The organism is Halomonas sp. V046 (genome assembly GCF_052645355.1).
Genome location: NZ_JBQXYF010000005.1, coordinates 56,880 through 72,585, shown reverse-complemented (window position 1 = coordinate 72,585; position 15,706 = coordinate 56,880). Strand labels below are relative to the sequence as shown.

Annotated in this window: 11 protein-coding genes and 1 pseudogene; 5 read left to right on the top strand and 7 right to left on the bottom strand. The window is 65.1% G+C overall.

What is annotated here, in order from left to right:
* Positions 1-150: 150 nt before the first annotated feature.
* Positions 151-2,256, top strand: coding sequence for a TonB-dependent siderophore receptor (locus tag ACUN9Y_RS08000; protein ID WP_445460165.1), 2,106 nt, complete (start codon positions 151-153; stop codon positions 2,254-2,256).
* A gap of 209 nt (positions 2,257-2,465) precedes the next feature.
* On the opposite strand, the gene ACUN9Y_RS07995 is transcribed toward ACUN9Y_RS08000, so the two are convergent.
* The 4 genes and pseudogenes from ACUN9Y_RS07995 to ACUN9Y_RS07980 form a co-directional block, all read right to left on the bottom strand.
* Positions 2,466-3,083, bottom strand: a complete 618-nt coding sequence (locus ACUN9Y_RS07995) for a peptide-methionine (S)-S-oxide reductase (RefSeq protein ID WP_445460164.1) — start codon at positions 3,081-3,083, stop codon at positions 2,466-2,468.
* Positions 3,084-3,195: 112 nt separating this feature from the next.
* A complete protein-coding gene (gene fhuB / locus ACUN9Y_RS07990; RefSeq protein ID WP_445460163.1) occupies positions 3,196-5,184 on the bottom strand; it encodes a Fe(3+)-hydroxamate ABC transporter permease FhuB in 1,989 nt (662 codons plus the stop codon).
* Positions 5,171-6,196 (bottom strand): ABC transporter substrate-binding protein, encoded by a 1,026-nt coding sequence (locus tag ACUN9Y_RS07985; RefSeq protein ID WP_445460162.1) that lies wholly within the window; start codon positions 6,194-6,196, stop codon positions 5,171-5,173. Before ACUN9Y_RS07985 ends, fhuB begins: the two co-directional genes overlap by 14 nt.
* A gap of 386 nt (positions 6,197-6,582) precedes the next feature.
* A pseudogene (locus ACUN9Y_RS07980) lies at positions 6,583-7,089 on the bottom strand (ATP-binding cassette domain-containing protein); the annotation flags it as partial.
* Positions 7,090-7,399: 310 nt separating this feature from the next.
* Here ACUN9Y_RS07980 and ACUN9Y_RS07975 point away from each other — a divergent pair.
* From ACUN9Y_RS07975 to ACUN9Y_RS07960, 4 genes are all read left to right on the top strand, one after another.
* Complete coding sequence (locus tag ACUN9Y_RS07975; protein WP_445460161.1) at positions 7,400-8,011, top strand: superoxide dismutase; 612 nt, start codon at positions 7,400-7,402, stop codon at positions 8,009-8,011.
* A gap of 183 nt (positions 8,012-8,194) precedes the next feature.
* Complete coding sequence (locus tag ACUN9Y_RS07970; protein ID WP_445460160.1) at positions 8,195-9,994, top strand: ABC transporter ATP-binding protein; 1,800 nt, start codon at positions 8,195-8,197, stop codon at positions 9,992-9,994.
* A 406-nt stretch (positions 9,995-10,400) separates the two neighbouring features.
* Entirely contained in the window at positions 10,401-11,447 is a 1,047-nt protein-coding gene (locus tag ACUN9Y_RS07965; RefSeq protein ID WP_445460159.1) for a ComEC/Rec2 family competence protein, read from the top strand.
* Complete coding sequence (locus ACUN9Y_RS07960) at positions 11,444-12,502, top strand: hypothetical protein (RefSeq protein ID WP_445460158.1); 1,059 nt, start codon at positions 11,444-11,446, stop codon at positions 12,500-12,502. The genes ACUN9Y_RS07965 and ACUN9Y_RS07960 overlap by 4 nt, the downstream gene beginning before the upstream one ends.
* 50 nt (positions 12,503-12,552) lie before the next feature.
* On the opposite strand, the gene ACUN9Y_RS07955 is transcribed toward ACUN9Y_RS07960, so the two are convergent.
* From ACUN9Y_RS07955 to ACUN9Y_RS07945, 3 genes are all read right to left on the bottom strand, one after another.
* Positions 12,553-13,857: a TRAP transporter large permease gene (locus ACUN9Y_RS07955; RefSeq protein ID WP_445460157.1), complete on the bottom strand. Its 1,305-nt coding sequence runs from the start codon at positions 13,855-13,857 to the stop codon at positions 12,553-12,555.
* A gap of 45 nt (positions 13,858-13,902) precedes the next feature.
* Positions 13,903-14,463: a TRAP transporter small permease gene (locus ACUN9Y_RS07950; RefSeq protein WP_445460156.1), complete on the bottom strand. Its 561-nt coding sequence runs from the start codon at positions 14,461-14,463 to the stop codon at positions 13,903-13,905.
* Positions 14,464-14,530: 67 nt separating this feature from the next.
* On the bottom strand, positions 14,531-15,508 hold the full coding sequence (locus tag ACUN9Y_RS07945) for a TRAP transporter substrate-binding protein (protein ID WP_445460378.1): 978 nt from the start codon (positions 15,506-15,508) through the stop codon (positions 14,531-14,533).
* Positions 15,509-15,706: the final 198 nt, after the last annotated feature.

Below are 15,706 nucleotides of genomic sequence, written 5' to 3'. Positions count from 1 at the left end.
ACGCAAGGGCGAGCGTTTGAAAAACGTAAAAACGACTCGATCCTGATTGCACCTATAAATGCAAACGATTAGCATGCCGTCAAATGATCAACATTTGGCCCGGCAAACTGGCCATGATCTCCTCCCGCTGCCACGTCGAGGCCTTTGTCGATGCAAGCTCCCCCGTTGTTTCCCAGGCTATCCCCCATGACCGTGGCGATTCGCCGTGGCCTGGGGCTAACATTGTCGTTCTCCTTGCTCGGCCTGACGCCTCTGGCGCTGGCGCAGTCCGATGACGTCGCCGACGTCGATGCCGACACCATGGTCGTGACCGGCACCGCGCTCAAGGTCGAGGCGCCGATACTCGAGACGCCACGCTCCACGTCCCAAGTGTCTCGCGAAGAGCTCGACAATCGCCAGGTCAACAAGTACGACGAGGTGTTCCGCTATCGCAGCGGCGTGCTGTCCCAGCCCTTCGGGCAGGACAACAAGGCCGACTGGTTCTACATCCGCGGCTTCAACGCCGAGGACTCCACCTACCAGGATGGGTTGCGTCAGTTCCGCGAGGGCGGCTACTTCTGGTGGAGCACCGAGCCCTTTGGCCTCGACAGCGTCGAACTGCTCAAGGGCCCGGCGTCCATTCTGTACGGGGAGGCGCCTCCCGGCGGTGTGATCAACGCTGTCAGCAAGCGGCCTACCGCAGAGCGCCAGGGCCTGATCGAGTTGCAGTCTGGCAGTAATGACCACGAGCAGGTCGGCATCGATGTGTCTGGCCCGGTGGACGGCCGCGATGACGTGCGCTATCGCATGGTCGGGTTGTTCCGCGAAGGCGACGGCACCATCGAGGACACCGACAACCAGCGCGTCTACCTGGCGCCGAGCCTGGCGCTGGACCTGTCGGACGACACCAGCATCACCTTCCTGGCCAGCTACCTGAAAGACCAGGGGACACCGACCAACGGCTTCAAGCTGCCCTATGGCACCGTCGACAACACGCCGTTTGGCAAGCTCGATCCCGAGGACAACCTGGGCGAGCCCGGCTACGAGCGTCAGGAACATGAGCAGTGGGCGCTGGGCTACGAGTTGAGCCATCGCGTCAACGACACCTGGGACCTGGAGCAGAACCTTCGCTATAGCCACCTGGATCTGCTCGAGCGTGATGTCTATGTGTCGTTTCTGCTCGATGATCGCAACGCTCAGCGTGGCCTGACCTACCGTGATGGCGACTATGACGCCATTACCGTGGATAACCGAGCGATCGGCCGTTGGTACACCGACCGCCTCGAGAATACCCTGCTGCTTGGCTTCGACTATCAAGACCTGGATATCGACTACGACAACTACGACGATTTTGCCTTCGGTAGTCCCTTCGATATCTTCGATCCCGAGTACGGCAATTTCACCCCGTCATCGCGCAACGGCAGCGACCATGAGGAAGGGAAGGAGCAGCTCGGCTTCTACGCCCAGAACCAGCTTCGGGTGGATGATCGCTGGATTTTCCTCGCCGGCATGCGTCACGACAGCGTCGACGTGACCAATCGCATCGACGGCCAGGACAACGGCGGCGGCAGCGAGGACGAGATGAGTTTCTCCGGCGGCGTCATGTACCTGGGCGACTACGGCATCTCGCCGTACCTGAGTTACAGCGAGTCGTTCTCGCCCCAGATCGGCACCGACCCGGATGGCAACGCCTATCAGCCGAGCGAGGGGGAGCAGTGGGAACTGGGCGTCAAGTACGCACCGAACTGGCTCGACGGCTACGTGACCGCCTCGGTGTTCGACCTCGAGGAATCCGACACCCTCTACGTCAGCGGCCAGTCGTCGAATCGACAGGGCGGCAAGCGCGAATCCCAGGGCTTCGAGATCGAGGGCGTGGGCTACGTCACCGATGACCTCAAGGTCACCGCGGCCTACACCTATACCGACGTGCGCGTCGATATCAGCCGGGACCAGGACGATATCCGCGCCGGCCTCATTCCCCGCAACCAGGCGTCACTGTGGGTCGACTACGCCGCTCCTGGCGTGCTGCATGGTCTCAATATCGGCACCGGCGTGCGCTACGTGGGTGAATCGGTGGATAGCCCACAATACTCGGACACCCAGGTCGACTCCTACACCCTGTGGGATGCCAAGGTCAGCTACGACTTTACGCCGCAGTGGACCGCCCAGGTCAACGTCAACAACCTGACCGACGAAGAGTACGTCAGCGGCTGCGAGTACTGGTGTTATTACGGAGAAGAACGTAGCGTGGTCGGCAGCCTGAAGTACCGGTTCTAGAGTCGGCAGCCTGAAGTCCCGGTTCTAGGATCGGCGACCAAGGGCACAACGCCCGGCCATTTGAACTCTCCCCAACCATTGAACGGTTGGTTCTCTGCTCCGGCGGCCATGGCCTGAGCCTCGTATTGCACGGGGCTCAGGCCTTTTAGTTTCCGTCCTGGCTGCTGTGGGCGAGCGCGTCGTGGCTTGGGGCTGCAGCGCCGGCGGTATCAGCGATTGCCCCCGGCGGCCGGTGCGGCAGCCGGCGATACGCCTTCGATGCCGGCTTGCTTGAGCCTTGCGTGGTCGGCCACGTCGCCGAAGCGCTCGAGCAGCACCTTGAGCTTGGGGGCGATATAGCGCTCGCAGAAGGGCCGTTCGGGGCGGGTGTAGAAGTAGTCATGGTACTCGGCCTTGGAGGGCTTGAACGCGGCGAACGGCAGCACGCGGGTCACCAGGGGCGCATCAAACTCCTGACCTAGCTGCTCCAGCAGCACTTTGACCTCGTTGGCCTGAATGTCATCGAAGGTGTAGACCGCCGAGCGGTAGTTATCGCGACGCGAGTGGTTGGCCGTCGAGCGGTGGGTGTGCAGGTGTATTTCCAGCACCACGGCCAGCGGCAGTCGCGCGGGGTCGAAGTGGACGATGACGGCTTCACTGAAGCGTTCATCGCCCGGCTCTGCGGGGGTCGCGGCAACGAAGCCCTGCTCGACGTGGGCGACGCCAGTGAGCGACTGGAACACCGCCTCCATGCACCAGTAACAGCTTCCCCCGAGGGCGATGCGGGGAAAGGCAGCGGCCGGGCAGCGGTCGATATCGTCCAGGCGATGATCAGCGCGATCGGTCATGGGCTACTCCAGGGTCGCAGGATGGTCGGGGAGGCGTTGTGCTTAGAGCGCCAGAACCCCGTCGACCTTACACAAGACCGCGCCGGCGTCGCCACCGAAGCCCTGGCGGCGGCTAGAGCTTGCGTAGGCCCCACATGAAGTAGCTGCCGCCGATCAGTGAGGCGACCAGACCCGCCGGAATTTCCTCGGGAAACAATAGCTGACGCCCGAGCCAGTCCGCCGTGACCATCAACAAGGCGCCGAGCAGGGCGGCCCCCGCCATATGACTGCGCGCCCGGGAGAAGCCGAGCATCCGCGCCATGTGCGGTGCCAGCAGGCCGACGAAGGACAGCGGGCCAACAATCAGCGTGGCGCCGGCGGTGAGTAGTGCCACCAGGGCGAGCAGCGCGAACCTGGCGCCTTCCACCTGGATGCCGAGCGCCCGGGCGGTGGCCGCGCCTAGCGGCAGGATATCCAGCCAGCGTCCCAGCGGTTGGGTCGCCAGGGCGAACAGCAAGGCGGCGGCGAGCACCACCAGCGCCGAGGTGGGATCGACGTAGTAGGTGGAACCGGACAGCCATGCCACCACCTGCTGGCCACGCGGGTCGCCACCGGCGAGCACGATGGAGCGCACGGCATCGAACAGAGCGGTGATGGCGACGCCACATAGCAGCAAGCGCTCGGGCTGAAAGCCGCTGGCGTGATTGAGTGCGACCAGTACGCCGAGGGTCACCAGCGCGCCCAGGGTCCCGGCGCCCACCAGCATCAGGTTGCTCGGCCCCTGGACCAGAAACAGCGTGATGATCAGGGCGATGGCGGCGCCGCCGCTGATGCCGAGCAGCTCAGGGCTCGCCATGGGGTTGGCGGTGACGCGCTGAATCAGGGTGCCGGCAACCGCCAGCAGGACACCGCTGCCGGCCGCCGCCAGGATGCGCGGCCAGCGCCACTCGAGTACCGCCGGGTCGAGCGCCAGGCCCCAGCCCTCGACGCCCTGGCCTACGGTCAGGCCGACGACGGCGACACCGGCGATCAGTACCGCCAAGATGAGCATCAATCGTCCCGGCGTCGGGTGGCGATGGGATTCGGCGCGGCTGGCGCTGGGCGGGCGGCGAGCGGTCAGGCGCAGGCGCGGAATCAGCCACAGCAGCAGCGGCGCGCCGAGGGCCGCGGTGGTGGCGCCGGTGGGAATCAAGGTCGGCAACTTGCCGGAAAAGCCCTGCAGCAGCAGGTCGGTGGTGGCGAGCAGCAGGGCGCCGAGAAGGATCGAACCAAGCAGCCTCGCCTTGAGTCGCCGGGCACCGGCCAGGCGCATGATGTTGGGCGCCGCCAAGCCGATGAAACCGATGATGCCGACGACGCTGACCACGCAGCCGGTGATGAACACCGCCAAGCCAAGCCCGCCCAGACGAAGCCACTTGAGGGAGACGCCGAGGCTCTTGGCGCTGGCGTCGTCGAGCTCCAACAGCGCCAGCGGTCGGATCAGCCAGACCGCGGCGAGCCCGGCGATCGCCAGTCGCGGTGCCAGATAGGCCACCGAGTCCCAGCCGTTCTGGGCCAGGGACCCGGCGCCCCATACCAGCAGGCCCTTCAGTTCTTCCTGGTGGAAGAGCAGCAGCACCATGGCAAGGGCGCCGACGTAGAGATTGACCACCAGGCCGCCGAGTACCACCACGCCCGGTGACAGGCCGCGGCGCCAGCCGAGGCTGAAGACCAGGGCCATGGCGATGGCGCCGCCGCCGAGTGCCACCCATTCGCGGCCGGCCACCAGCAGGCCTGGGGCCAGCAGCGTCGCGGTCATCAGTGCCAGGTTGGCGCCGCTGGCTACCCCCAGGGTTGTCGGTGACGCCAGCGGATTGCGCAGTACCTGCTGCATCAGCACGCCGGCCAACCCCAGGGCGCCTCCGGCGAGCAGCGCCATGGACAGGCGCGGCCACCAGCTATAGTGCAATACCAGCCCAGCGGTGCCGCTGGCGGGTGCCAGCAGGCTCTGGGCCGCGGTGGCTAGGCCCCCGAGAGGTGCGAGCGACACCATCAACCCCACGAGGAAGACCGCCAACAGCAGGCCGCCGGTCACCATCGGCGTGGTCAGCGCCGGCCGCATGCGCCGTTCAATGGCTGTCATGGTCGGTCTCCGTGGTGACGTGCGCTGACGCGCCATCGGTGCTCAGTGCGGTTGCCAGAAACCCGGCGAAGCGTGTCGCCGACGGCAGGCTGCCGAAACTCCAGATTGGTGGCAGGGTGATGACGTCGCCTCGGTCCACGCTGCCGATGTGTTGCCACAGGCCGCTGGTCGTCAGGGCCTCGGCCACGCCCGCCGGGTAAGGCTCGACGACCACCAGGCGCGCCTCGTCGAGGCTGACCAGGCGTTCGAGCCCGGCGAGGCTGAAGCCCCAGGCGTTGGTTGGCTGCTGCCAGGCGTTTGCCAGGCCAAGCCGACTCATCACCGCATCGAACAGGCTGTTGGCGCCAAATACGCGCACATGACGGGCATCCATGAACTGCACGACCAACAGTGGTCGGGTAGCCGTTGGCAGCCGAGCGGCCAGGGCGTCGATGTGGTTGCCTGCCTCTTCGATCAGCCGTTCGGCGGCCGCTTGTCGCTGGCTGAGCTCACCGAGCTTGCGCGTCAGCGACTCGAGTTCCGGCCACACCGCTTCTCCTGGGGTGTACATCGAGAACGTCTGGACCGGCGCGATGGCCGAGAGGCGCGGGGCCAGGTTGGCGAACATCGGCGAGATCACGATGTGATCCGGCGCCAGGCTTGCCAGTAGCTCGAGGTTGGGCTGGGAGCGCAGCCCCATGTCGATCACCGACTCGGGGGCGGGGTGGCCGACCCAACTGGCATAATCGCCGGTCTGGGCCAGGGCCACCGGCGGTGCACCCAGCGCGATCAAGGTTTCGGCCAAGGTCCAGTCGAGACTGGCAATGCGTGGTCCCGCCAGGGCTGGAGGCGCGCTCACCGTCAGTGCCAGAAGCAGGGGCACCGCCAGCGCCCCTGGCGTGGCCAGGACCGTGCCGACAAGCGTGGCAAGACGCCCCGTTGCGCAGCGGCGTGTCGACCTGGGCACCATGGCCTGCAGCAACGAACGGGCGAAACGCAGCGTGCAGCGCAAAGAGGGTGGCGAGACTGTCATCGAATGAGGGGCACCGAGTAGGGACATGACGGCGAGGGGAGGCCGGGCGAGACGTGGCGGTGCGGCCGCTGAATGCACCTTGGTCCGCTCACGTTCGGTCTGGCTGCCAGGGCAGGGCGGCGTGTTCAGTGCACCAGGGCAACGGCGTGTTCTCCGCTGGGGTGAGGCATGACCTGCATCGGGATGCCGTAGATGTCCTCCAGCAGTTCGCTGCGCATCAGTTGTGCGGGCGCGCCTTCGGCGATGACCCGGCCGGTGTGCAGGGCGACCAGATGATCGCAGTAGCGCGACGCCATGTTGATGTCGTGCAACACGATGACAACCCCGAGCCCCAGCTCTCGCGATAGGGTCCTGACCAGCGACATGACCTCGACCTGGTGGGCGATATCGAGTGCCGCCAGAGGCTCATCGAGCAGCAGCAGGCGGCTGCCCTGGGCCAGCAGCATGGCCAGCCATACCCGCGTGCGCTCGCCACCGGAGAGCGTGTCCACCAGCCGGTCGGCGAACGCTTCGGTGTGGGTCAACGCCATGGCTCGGGTGACGTGCTCCACGTCGTCGCGGCGCGATCGGCCAAGCAATCCCTTCCACGGGTAGCGACCGAAGGCGATCAGCTCGCGGCAGGTCAGGTTCTCGGCGCTGGGCAGGTGCTGGGGCAGATAGGCCACCTCCCGGGCGAAGGCGCGACGGCCCCAGGCGGATAGCTCGCGACCATCGAAGTGCACGGCACCGCTGGTCGCCGCCTGCTGCTGCGCCAGCAGCTTGAGCAGGGTCGACTTGCCCGAGCCATTGTGGCCGATCAGACCATGAACACGACCGGCCTCGAAGGTCAGCGTCGTGGGGTGCAACAGGCGTCTGCCCTGGACCTCGAAGGTCGCGGCCTGAACGTCGAACATCGTGTTCTCCGCGTCATCTCACCTCGCGTTGGCTTGCGAGGGAAGGGACGTCATGAAGGAGGAATGGTGAAGAGGATAGGAATGGTTATCAATTTGAGTCCTAATGTCAATGAGCGGAGCCGCGCTCACCGCTGGCGCGTGGCTTGCCCCGAAGGCGTCAGGGATGCCAGAGTATGGGCACGAGAACTGCTGTAGCGAGAATGGTTTGTCTTTTCTATAGTATCACTCCCGGTATTCGGTAAGCCGGCTTACGAGAGCCAGCAGACAGGCCCTCGCCCGGCTATTCATCCAATGGAAAGGAGGTATCACCATGGCACATACACTGCCCGAACTGCCCTACGCTTACGACGCACTGGAGCCCTCCATCGATGCGCTGACCATGGAGATCCACTATTCCCGTCACCATCAGACCTACGTCAATAATCTGAACGGCGCGCTCGAAGGCACTGGCCTCGAAGACCTGCCGGTCGACGAGCTGGTGGCCAACCTCGAGCGTCTGCCCGAAGACAAGCGTCAGCCGGTCATCAACAACGGTGGCGGCCATGCCAACCACTCGCTGTTCTGGACCGTGATGTCGCCCAACGGTGGCGGCAACCCGAAGGGCAAGGTCGGTGAGGCCATCGAGAAGGAACTGGGCGGCTTCGACGCCTTCAAGGATGCCTTCACCAAGGCCGCTCTCGGTCGCTTCGGCTCGGGTTGGGCCTGGCTCTCGGTGACCGCCGACGGCGCCCTGGTGGTGGAAAACACCCTGAACCAGGATAACCCGCTGATGCACGGTAACACCCCGGTGCTGGGCCTGGACGTGTGGGAGCACGCCTACTACCTGAAGTACCAGAACAAGCGCCCCGACTACATCGCGGCGTTCTTCAACGTGGTTGACTGGGACGAAGTCGAGCGTCGCTACCAGGCTGCGACTGCCTGATAGGGTTCGACCAGGCGCCGGCAATGCCCGGCGCTGCGTGACGCCAATCGCCGCGGCCCCGAGGGGTTGCGGCGATTTTTTGTGCTCTAGGCGGCGGTCTGGCCGAGGGCTGTGTGGAACCGCCGGGGGGATCGAGAGATTCCCGCAAGCCGGCGTTCGTGGTTTCGTCTCAGGGAGAGGGTCATGTCCAACACTCGCAGCGTCCAGGCACTCGGGCGCCTGCTGCGCTACGCTCGCGGCTATCGTCGTCGGATCGCCGCCGCCACCGTGTGTTCGATCATCAACAAGCTGTTCGATATCGCCCCTGAAATTCTCATCGGGGTGGCGATCGATGTGGTGGTCAACCAGGAAGAGAGCTTCGTCGCCGCCCTCGGTTTTACGTCGGCCAAGGAGCAGATCATCGTCCTCGGGGTGCTGACGTTTTTCATCTGGGCTGGCGAGTCGATCTTCGAGTACCTGTACCAGATTCTGTGGCGCAACCTGGCCCAGCGCCTGCAGGCGGACCTGCGTCAGGACGCCTACGAGCACGTCCAACGCCTGGACATGGGCTTCTTCGAGTCCCGGCATTCAGGCGCGTTGGTCGCCACCATGAACGACGACGTCAATCAGCTCGAGCGCTTCCTCGACGGTGGCGCCAACAGCATGATCCAGGTCGGCGTGTCGGTGGTCGCGGTGGGGGCCGTGTTTGTCGTGCTGTCGCCGTTGATCGCGGTGCTGGCGTTCACCCCCATTCCGCTGATCCTGTGGGGGGCCTTCGTCTTCCAGCGCAAGGCCGGGCCACTCTACGCCGAGGTCCGCGAGCGGGTCGGTGCGCTGTCCAGCCGGCTGTCCAATAACATCGGCGGTATCGCCACCATCAAGAGCTTCACCGCGGAGAATCGCGAGGCGGAGCGCCTGCGTGCCGACAGCGAGGCCTACGTCGAAGCCAATCGACGTGCCATACGCGTGAGTTCGGCGTTTATCCCGGTGATTCGCATGGCGATTCTGACCGGCTTTCTGGCTACCTTCACCGTCGGCGGCATGATGGCCCTGCGCGGTGACTTGAACGTCGGGGCCTACGGCGTGCTGGTGTTCCTCACCCAGCGCCTGCTGTGGCCGCTGACCGGCCTCGCCCAGGTCATCGACCTGTTCGAGCGTGCCATGGCCAGTACTCGCCGCATTCTGGATCTGATCGAAACCCCCATTCGCGTGCGTGACGATGGCGATCGGCCGCTGCCGCAGCCGGTGCGTGGCGACGTCAGCTTCGAGGCCGTCGACTTTCACTATCCGGCGAGTGGCCAGGGCGTCGATGCGGTCGACATTCGGGTCGGGGCCGGCGAAACGCTGGCGCTGGTCGGCGCCACGGGGTCCGGCAAGTCGACCTTGATCAAGCTGTTGCTGCGCTTTCACGATGCCGATGGCGGCGCTGTGCGTCTCGACGGCATTCCGGTGACCGAACTGCGCCAGCACGAGTTGCGTGGGGCGATTGGCCTGGTCAGCCAGGACGTCTACCTGTTCGAGGGCAGCATACGCGACAACATCGCCTACGCCCGCCCAGAGGCCAGCGACGAAGAGGTCATCGCGGCCGCTCGTACGGCCGAGGCCTGGGACTTTATCGAGCGCCTGCCAGGCGGACTCGCGACCGCGGTAGGCGAGCGCGGGGTCAAGCTCTCTGGCGGCCAGCGTCAGCGCCTGTCGCTGGCCCGGGCGCTGCTCAAGGACCCGCCCGTGCTGGTGCTGGATGAAGCCACCAGCGCCGTGGATAACGAGACCGAGGCCGCCATTCAGCGCTCTCTTAAGCGCATCGGCGGTGAGCGTACCGTGATCATGATCGCCCATCGACTCTCGACCATCGTCCACGCCGACCAGATCGTGGTGATGGAGCAGGGCAAGGTCGTGGAGCGCGGCACCCACACCGACCTGCTGGCTGCCGATGGGCGTTACGCTGCCCAATGGCGAGTGCAGACGGGGGCGGCGTCGGTTGCGGTTGCGGACGCGTTCTGAGCCACGGGGGCCGGCGGGCGCAAGCGGAAGGACGCACCACGCCTTGCGCCTTTCAAGCGCAGCGCTTGCGCCTTTCAACCGGAACGAGAGCCCTCAGCGAAACGGGAACGAGAGCCCTCAGCGAAACGGGAACGAGAGCCCTCAGCGGAACGAGAGCCCTCAGCGAAACAAGAGCCCTCGGCGCAACGAGAGCCCGCTGCCTCAACCCGAGCCCCTGTCCCGCCCGAGCCCCTGTCCCGCCCGAGCCCCTTCGCTCGGGTGGGGCAGGGGCGCTTGGTTCCGCTGTCGTCCAGAGGGTCGGTGGCCGGTCCGGTGAGTGTGCCGGTCTTTCCGCTTTGTGCCTCGCCAGGCATCTAGCCGACGACTAGGATTAAGTCATCTTCCTTAATCTCTCCCGGGCGGCGATATGACACGCCCATCGGCCACGGCATTACTGTTTCTGCTTGGCGTTCTGGCACTAGGTGTCACCGCGCCCGCCGCCAAGGGTGACCTGCGCATCCTGCATTTTGATGTGGGCATGGGCGATGCGGCTCTGATCTTCGATACCGACTCGCGCAGGAGCCTGCTCATCGACGCCGGCAATCGGGGCTATGGCCGGCGTGTCGTGGCGCCGGCCCTTCAGGCCCTCGGTATCGAGCGCTTGAGTTACTTTCTGGCGAGTCACTACGACGCCGATCATATCGGCGGCTTCGATGAGCTCGTCGAGGCCGGTATCGGCGTTGATGTTGTGCTGGAGCGAGAGGGCGAGTTGCGCCCCGACGTACGGACCCCTACCGGGCGCCTTTCGCAATATGGCGAGTACCTGAAAGCCGCCGAGGCGGCAGGTGCGGTGCCGGCCAGCCTTGCTCCAGGCTGTGGCACCGACAAGGCCATTGACCTTGGCCAGCGCACCCTGGTCGAGGTGGTGGCCTCGGGTGGCGGATATCTGGTGAGCGAGCAGGGGGGCTGCACGATTCGCCGCCATGCTATCGGCGACGACGAGGAAAACGCCTTGAGCGTGGCTCTGGTCGTCACCCACGGTGCCTTTCGGTACTTCACCGGTGGCGATCTCACCGGCGGCGGGCAGCGCACACCGCCGATGGAAAGCCTGGTGGCGCCCTGGGTGGGCGATATCGATGTGCTGCGTCTCAACCACCATGGCTCGACCACCAGCACCAGTGAGGTCTTCATTCGGGCGCTGCGCCCGGAAGTGGCGATTCTCTCGGTGGGCGACGGCGGCGTGAATCTGCGTTATCGCTTACCGCGTCAGGTGACGCTGGACCGGCTGGCGGCGCTGCTACCCGCACCGCTGCTGTTTCAGACCCATCGTGGCGAAGGCGGGCTCTACACCGGGGCCTACATCGAGAATCGCCATATCGCCATCCACACCGATGGCGTGAGTTACACCATCAATGGCCTGATCTGCCTCGTGGATGAGCGCATCACGATGGCGGGGGGAGGAAACTGCCAATGAGCCGCACAACCGATGGCAGCCACAGCGAACGCCCAGGCGAGGGCTCACGCAAGGAAGCGGGCAAGGAGGCCGACAAGGAAACCGGAAAGGCCCAGGCGGATACCCGCCGGGGCACCGGTGCCGAGGGCGCAGGCAAGGACCCCGAGCAGGGCATTGGCCGGGACGCCTTGGCCGACTGTGATCGCACCGCCCGAGAGTTGATTGCCGAAGTAGGGCTATTGGTGTCCTACGGTCTGCAACAAGGTGATCTGCCGGATGAACTGGATATCGCGCGTCTGCATGGCATCAAGGCCAAGCTCGACGACTGTGATGCGAAGCCGCTGACGTCAGCCGAGTTCGCGGCTATCGTTGCCGACTACAAACGCCTGACGCGGCGTTACCCCGAGGTGTCGCCGCGCACGCTGGCCGCAACCCAGCCGGATGCCCACGGTCGCATGCGCAAGAACGAGACGGCCGAGTATCTGCGCTGTCTCTGGTACTGGACCCTGGGGCTGGTGCTGTTTGCGGTGAGCACCAACGTTGCCATGCACGCCGTCGAAGTCAACCTGCCTCACCCGGGCCAAGGTTTCGGTTACGACGATGCGGTCTATGACCTGTGGTACCAGGCGCTGCGCTATATCGAGCCGTTTCTGTACGGTGCACTGGGCGCCTTTGCCTACGTCTTGCGCGTCACCGCCGAGAAGCTGTTCAAGCGCGAGTTTGATCCGACTCGCATCGGCGAGCACGTCAATCGCATCGTACTTGGCACCCTAGCCGGCGGCTCGATCATCCTGTTCATCACCCAGATCCCCAACGAAGATACCAGCACCGTCCAACTCAGCGCCGCCGCGCTGGGCTTCCTGTCGGGCTACAGCGTCGACTTTCTGTTCAACACCCTCGACCGTATCATCAACGCGGTGCTGCCGCGGGTGAGCCTTAGTTCAAGCAAACGCAGCGTGCAGCGCACCCGAGATGAGGATCTGATCAAGGAGTGTCGTTCCTTGCTCGAGACGGCTTCAGACGAGGAGTCCCGTGCACGCCTGAAGCTGATGATCGAGGCGTTGGAGGCTCGCTGACGGGACCAGGAAAACGATGGTGATGTCGGCCGCACTCCTGTCGATCAGGCTCAACTGTTCATCGCCTGAGGCAGGTAGGTGGCGATGCCCGGGAACATGCTCATCAGCACGATGGCGACGATCATCAGCAAGAAGAACGGGATCGTGGCTCGGGTGATCGACATGATGTCCTTTCCGGTCAGGCCTTGGATCACGAACAGGTTGAAGCCCACCGGCGGGGTGATCTGCGACATCTCCACCACGATCACCAGATAGATGCCGAACCAGATCAGGTCGAACCCGGCGCTCTCGATCACCGGCATGATGATCGAGGTCACCAGCAGGATCAGCGAGATGCCGTCGAGAAAGCAGCCCAGCACCAGCAGAAACAGGGTCAGTACCACCAGCAGCATGGCCGGTGACAGGCCCATGGCGCCGATGCTCTCGGCCAGGTTCATCGGCAACTGGGTGAAGCTCATGGCCGAGGACAGAAACGACGCGCCGGCGATGATGAAGGCGATCATGCATGAGGTGCGCACCGCGGCGAACAGTGAATCGCGGAAGATCGTGCCGTCGAAGTGGCCGTTGGCCCGGGCGATGATCATCGACAGCACCACGCCGCTGGCGGCGGCTTCGGTGGGGGAGGCAAGGCCGCCATAAATGCTCCCGAGGATGCCGCCGATCAGTGCCAGCAGCGGTAGCAGCTGCAGGCTGCCGCGCAGCTTCTTGCCTAGCGGAATGCGGGCCTCGTTCTGGCCGCAGCGCCCCTGGCGATTGCCGATGAGCAGCGACCATCCCATCACATAGGCCATGAACAGGCCGAGCAGCAGAATGCCGGGGCCGACGCCGGCGATGAACAGCCGCGAGATCGACTGCTCGGTGACCACGCCGTAGACGATCATCATGATCGACGGCGGAATCAGCAGACCCAGCGTCGAGGCGCTGGCCAGGGTGCCGATGGCGAGCTTCTCGTCATAGCCGCGGCTTTCGAGTTCCGGCAGGGTCATCTTGCCGACGGTGGCGCAGGTGGCGGCCGACGAGCCGCACACCGCGGCGAACAGCCCGCTGCCGATGATGTTGGAATGCAAGAGCCGTCCGGGAATGCGGCCAAGCCACGGCGCCAGGGCCTGGAACATGTTGTTGGCGAGGCCGGAGCGGAACAGGATCTCGCCCATCCACACGAACATCGGCAGCGCGGTCAGGTCCCAACCGTAGCTGGCGCCCCAGAAATCCGAGGCCAGAATCGGCCCGGGGCCGAGCGGGGCGAACAGGCTTAACGCAATCCAACCGGTGCCGAGCAGGGCAAAGGCGATCCACACGCCGCTGCCGAGCAGCAGGGCAAGCGAAAAGAGCGTGACGAGGCTGATGGTAAGCAAGACATTCTCTCCCTGGTCGAGGTGCACCGGAGCCGCTGTCGGCGGCTACTGGGCGGCGTCCCCTTCCTCGTCGGGCGCCTGGTAGCTTGCCGGCGCGGTGAAGGCAACACGGGCGGTATGAATGATCGCTTCGGCCAACGCCAGAAACATCATCGACATGCCGATCAAGAGCGCCAGTTGGGGAATCCACAGCGGAACGGCTAACAGGCCGGACGACACGTCGTTGTAGGTCAGGCTTTCCTGCATCAACACCCACAGTTCGCGGCACAGCACCAGGTTCAGCGCACTCGCCACCAGCAGGCAGAACAGCTCACTGAAGACTCGTACCGCCGACGGCAGGCGCTGAATGATCAGCGCCATGCGGATATGGGCGTGGTGGACGAAGGTGTAGGCGGTGCCAAGAAAGGTCGCACCGACCAGCAGGTAGGCGGCGATTTCCGACAGCCCGGTGACCTCGAGGCCCAGGCGGGAAGACCCGACCAGCACCAGTAAGGCATCGAGACAACGAAAAAGCACCTGCAAGGTGACCAGGCCACAGATGGCGACCATGGAAGCCGCGGCTCCCCAGCCGCCGAGGCGATACAGCCACATCAAGCGAAAGGTCATGGCGACACTCCCGAGTCAGGCGGTGGTGCGCCCGGAGCCAAGGGGCCCCGGGCGGGCAAGCCCAGGCTTACTGGCCGTCGCGGTAGTCCTGAATCAGGGCCTTGGCCGCATCGCTGGCGCGGCTTTCCCAATCGGCGTAGAGCGTGTCGCCGGCGGCCTGCAGGGCCTCTGCGACTGCCTCGTTGGGCGTAGAGATGCTGATGCCGTTCTCGGTGAGCGCCTGGGACGACGCCCCGGCGTCGGCCTTGCTGGCCTCCCAGCCGCGCTGTTCGGCTTCGCTGGCGGCATCGAGCACGGCCTGCTGGGTGCCCTCGTCGAGACGCTCGAAGGCCTTCTGGTTGACGAAGATGATGTTCTTCGGCAGCCACAGGTTGGCGTCGCTGTAGTTCGAGACATAGTCCCAGGCGGCCATGGACTCACCGGTGGAGACCGAGGTGATCATGGCGTCGACCCGGCCGGTGGAGAAGGCGGTGGGAATATCGGATTCTTCGGTCTCGGTGGGAATGCCGCCGAGGTTCTCGGTCAGGCGCTGGGTGTTGATGTTCGGCGCCCGCACCCTGAGCCCTTCGAACTGGGCGGGATCGTTGAGTTCGAAATCGGTGTAGATGCCCTGGGCAGGCCAAGGCACGGCGTACAGGGGCAGCATGCCTTGTTCGGCGAAGAGCTCGGTGATCATCGGCTTGGTGGCCTGCCACAGCTGCTTGGCGTCGTCGTAGCTGCCGGCGACGCCGGGCAGGGTATCGAGCTCGAAGATCGGCGATTCGTTGGACAACACCGACAGGAAGATCTCGCCGGCCTCGACGGTGCCGCGCCGCACCGACGGCTTGATCTCGCCGTGGGCGATCAAGGAACCACCGGAGTGCACGGTGATGTTGAGCTCGCCATCGGTTGCCTCGCGAACGTCGGCGGCGAACTGCTTGGTGTTCTGGGTGTGGAAGCTGGCATCCCCGTAGGGGGTGGCCATGTTCCAGTCGGCGGCCTGGGCGCTGCCGGCGAGGGCGGCGAGGGTGACGGCGAGAACCAGAGGAGAGCGCTTGAACGTCATGGGAAGCATCCTTTTGTCGTTGTCGTTGTCGTTGTCGTTGTTCATGGGTTGGCGGCTCGTGCGCCCGGCCGTGGGCCGATACGGCTGTCAGCGTCATTGTTGGCTATGAGCGTTGGTCATGACGGCGTTGAAGGTCAAGCCCAGGCGGGCCGTTGGCGCGCCTGGGGGATGGCCGCTGCGATGCACGAGGCCGGGGGC

What these genes read in the sequence shown, in the direction of transcription:
- ACUN9Y_RS08000 (WP_445460165.1), top strand. Translation starts at nt 151, where the DNA reads ATGCAAGCTCCCCCGTTGTTTCCCAGGCTATCCCCCATGACCGTGGCG.
- ACUN9Y_RS07995 (WP_445460164.1), bottom strand. Translation starts at nt 3,083, where the DNA reads ATGACCGATCGCGCTGATCATCGCCTGGACGATATCGACCGCTGCCCG.
- fhuB (WP_445460163.1), bottom strand. Translation starts at nt 5,184, where the DNA reads ATGACAGCCATTGAACGGCGCATGCGGCCGGCGCTGACCACGCCGATG.
- ACUN9Y_RS07985 (WP_445460162.1), bottom strand. Translation starts at nt 6,196, where the DNA reads ATGACAGTCTCGCCACCCTCTTTGCGCTGCACGCTGCGTTTCGCCCGT.
- ACUN9Y_RS07975 (WP_445460161.1), top strand. Translation starts at nt 7,400, where the DNA reads ATGGCACATACACTGCCCGAACTGCCCTACGCTTACGACGCACTGGAG.
- ACUN9Y_RS07970 (WP_445460160.1), top strand. Translation starts at nt 8,195, where the DNA reads ATGTCCAACACTCGCAGCGTCCAGGCACTCGGGCGCCTGCTGCGCTAC.
- ACUN9Y_RS07965 (WP_445460159.1), top strand. Translation starts at nt 10,401, where the DNA reads ATGACACGCCCATCGGCCACGGCATTACTGTTTCTGCTTGGCGTTCTG.
- ACUN9Y_RS07960 (WP_445460158.1), top strand. Translation starts at nt 11,444, where the DNA reads ATGAGCCGCACAACCGATGGCAGCCACAGCGAACGCCCAGGCGAGGGC.
- ACUN9Y_RS07950 (WP_445460156.1), bottom strand. Translation starts at nt 14,463, where the DNA reads ATGACCTTTCGCTTGATGTGGCTGTATCGCCTCGGCGGCTGGGGAGCC.
- ACUN9Y_RS07945 (WP_445460378.1), bottom strand. Translation starts at nt 15,508, where the DNA reads ATGACGTTCAAGCGCTCTCCTCTGGTTCTCGCCGTCACCCTCGCCGCC.